Below are 3,250 nucleotides of genomic sequence, written 5' to 3'. Positions count from 1 at the left end.
CCCGCCTGTCGTGAAAGCTGGCGTTGAGCCGGGGCCGGGTGCTCACCCTTCGGGCCGTACGCGTACGAAACGGGCGGTGTCCTGGCGTCCGGCCGCCTGACGCAGTTCAACGAGGAGCGGCTCGGTGAGCAGCCGTACGAGCCCGTGGTCCGGGTGGTCCGTCAGCTCGCCCAGGCGACCGCGTACCAGCTCGCCGATCTGCTGCGACTGCGTCGGGGTCAAGCGAGGCGACGTCTGCACGGTCCGGTCATCGGGAAGCCGGACCAGAAGGGCCCGCGGTCGCTCCACCGGGCCGAAGACGCCGAGGAGCGCGCCGTCCCGCGTATCGGAGTGCCGGATCTTCCGCCAGGTCCAGGTTCCTCCTGCCCGGTAGGGCGAATTCAGTGCTTTCGCCACGATCCCTTCGACGCCCACGGCTCTTATGTCGCGAAACCAGGTGTGGGCCGTCTCCTCGTCCAGCGTCGCCAGCACCCCGCTGAAGGGGAGGGCCGACGTCCCGCAGCGCCGCTCCGAGCAGTTCCCAGCGGTCCCTCAGGGGCAGCGCCCTGACGTCCCGGCCCGGGACGGCGAGGATGTCGAACGCGATGTAGGACACCGGGACTCCCGACCGCTCGCGATCACTGTGGGACCGGAGCAGATCGGTGAAGCTCAATCGCCCCTCGCGGTAGGCGCACAGTTCACCGTCCAGCACGATTCCGGGTGGCAGGTGATCTCGCAGATACGCGGCGATCTCGGGGAACTCTCCGGCGAGGTCCCTTCGGGAGCGTGACTGCAGGACGACCCTTCCGCCGTCGAGGACGAAGGCGAGGGCGCGGAATCCATCAAGCTTGAGCGAGTACTGAAAGCCCCCGGGGGTGCTGCCATGCCCGGGGATCTCGTCCACAGGCCGGGGGCGCATGACGTCGACCGGTGGCCGAAGGGCTACTCTCGGCGAGCTGCTCTGATCCATGCGGCCAGGTTCAACCCGGGCGACCCTCAGGGCGGGGAGAGGCTCGCCGTCCCCCGCCGGCCTGTCACCGGGACAGCCTCAATCGTCATGTGAGCCCCCTTCGCAGGGCGGCTCGGCGGCGGGCGGCCTCTGCGCGATCGCGCGGCACGACGACGGGCCGAGCCCCCCGCCGGCAGCCATGGGGGAGCCGCTCAGGGCAGCGGGCGGGCCCGGCCCGGATCGGTCAGCGGCGCGAGCAGATCCCCGTACCGCTCCAGCCGCAGCGCGATGTCATCGAGCCGGAACGCCAGCCTCTGCCGCGCGTCGATCTCCTCCCACGTCACCGGCGCGGATACGGCCGGTTCGGCGCGGGCACGCAGCGTATAGGGCGCGGCCGTGGTCTTCGCGGCGGCGTTCTGGCTGTGGTCGACGAAGACCTTCCCTGGCCGCAGATTCCGCGCCATCCGGTGCAGCACCAGCCGGGGCAGCGCGGCCTCGCCCTCCTTGGCCAGCCCCTTCGCGTACGCGGAGACCGTTTCGGACGGGGTCGGCTCGATCGGCACCAGGATGTGCAGCCCCTTCGAGCCGGAGGTCTTCGCATACGCGTCAAGACCGTCGGCCGCCAGCCGCTCCCGCAGCCACAGGGCGACCGTGCAGCACTCGACCACGCCCGCCGGGGCGCCCGGGTCGAGGTCGAAGACCATCCGGTCGGCCACGGCGGGCTTCCCGGCGGTCCACTGCGGCGTATGGAACTCCACGACCAGGTTCGCCGCCCAGATCAGCGACGGCAGATCGTCCACGACGACCTGGCGGGCGCTCTCGTCCTCGGAGTGCGGCACGGGGGTGGTGCGTACCCACGATGGCGTACCGGGCGGCGGATTCTTGGTGAAGAACACCTGCCCGTCGGGCCCGTCCGGATAACGCAGAAAGGACACCGGCCGGTCCCGCAGATGGGGGAGCAGGGCCTCGGCGGTGATCGCGTAGTAGTGCAGGATCTCGCCCTTGGTGGTGCCGGTGGCGGGGTGGATGACCTTGGCCAGATTGCTCAGCGGCAGGCGCCGCCCAGCCACCTCTGTGATCGGCGTCATACGATGAGAATCCCACGGAATACGATGAATGCCGAAATTTCGGATGAGAGGGATCATAAGGTGCGATCCATATGGAACGGCGCGATCTCCTTCGGCCTGGTCAGCATCCCGATCAAGCTGGTGAACGCCACCGAGAACCACTCCATCTCCTTCCGGCAGATCCACACATCCGACGGCGGCCGGATTCGCTACCGCAAGGTCTGCGAGCTGGACGGTGAGGAGGTGACGGCGGCGGACATCGGCAAGGCGTACGAGGACGCGGACGGGTCGATGATCCCGATCACCGACGAGGACCTCGCGGCTCTTCCGCTGCCCACCGCGAAGACCATCGAGATCGTGGCGTTCGTACCGGCGACATCCATCGACCCCCTCCAGATGGACGCCGCGTACTACCTCTCCGCCAACGGCGTTCCCGCCGCCAAGCCCTACACCCTCCTGCGTGAGGCCCTCAAGCGCAGTCAGAAGGTCGCCCTCGCCAAGTTCGCCCTGCGCGGCCGTGAGCGGCTGGGCATGCTCCGTGTGGTCGACGACGTCATCGCCATGCACGGTCTCCTCTGGCCCGACGAGATCCGCCGCCCCGAAGGCGTCGCCCCCGACACCGAGGTCACGGTCCGCGATGCCGAACTTGACCTCGCCGACGCCCTCATGGACACCCTCGGCGAAGTCGATATGGACACCCTCCACGACGACTACCGCGACGCCGTCGAAGCCCTCATCACCGCCAAGGTCGAGGGCGGCGCCCTCCCGGAAGCCGCCCCCGCCGCGGGCGGCGGCCAGGTCATCGACCTCATGGCCGCGCTCGAAAGCAGCGTGCAGGCGGCGAAGGAGGCCCGCGAGGGGGACGCGGCGGAGGTGACCCAGCTGAAGAGCCGCACGAAGGCGGCGCCGAAGAAGAAGGCGGCCTCCCGGGCCCGGAGCGGCGCGAGCGCCGAGAATACCGACAGCACAGGGAGCACCGCGAGCACCGGGAGCAGCGAGACCGCCGGGACCGCCGGGACCGCCGAGAGCACCGGGAGCACCGGGACCGCCAGGAGTGCCGCGAAGAAGTCCACGGCCAAGAAGACCGCCGCGAAGTCGCCCGCCAAGTCGCCCGCGAAGAAGTCCACCCGCAAACGCGCCTCCTGACCGTGGGGGCGTGGCCGAGGCGGACCCGGGCGCGGACGCAGGCCACGGCGACCATGCGGCCGAAGACGTGGGACATGGGGAGGAAGAGCAGGACCGAGGGGTCCTCGCC

General features: G+C 70.1%; 3 protein-coding genes and 1 pseudogene. 1 reads left to right on the top strand and 3 read right to left on the bottom strand.

What is annotated here, in order from left to right:
• Nucleotides 1-42: 42 nt before the first annotated feature.
• The 3 genes and pseudogenes from ACWF94_RS35050 to ligD all read right to left on the bottom strand — a co-directional run bounded on the left by ACWF94_RS35050 (nt 43) and on the right by ligD (nt 2,016).
• Entirely contained in the window at nt 43-396 is a 354-nt protein-coding gene (locus tag ACWF94_RS35050; protein WP_453498108.1) for a hypothetical protein, read from the bottom strand.
• A 163-nt stretch (nt 397-559) separates the two neighbouring features.
• A pseudogene (locus tag ACWF94_RS35045) lies at nt 560-898 on the bottom strand (ATP-dependent DNA ligase); the annotation flags it as partial.
• Nucleotides 899-1,140: 242 nt separating this feature from the next.
• A complete protein-coding gene (gene ligD, locus ACWF94_RS35040) occupies nt 1,141-2,016 on the bottom strand; it encodes a non-homologous end-joining DNA ligase (RefSeq protein ID WP_453498102.1) in 876 nt (291 codons plus the stop codon).
• 60 nt (nt 2,017-2,076) lie between these two features.
• On the opposite strand from ligD, the gene ku reads away from it, so the two are divergent.
• Entirely contained in the window at nt 2,077-3,141 is a 1,065-nt protein-coding gene (gene ku / locus ACWF94_RS35035) for a non-homologous end joining protein Ku (RefSeq protein ID WP_453498099.1), read from the top strand.
• Nucleotides 3,142-3,250: the final 109 nt, after the last annotated feature.

The sequence above is a fragment of the Streptomyces sp. NPDC055078 genome (assembly GCF_053607985.1).
Note: the sequence above shows the minus strand (reverse complement) of the source record. Positions and strands in the feature narration are given on the sequence as shown.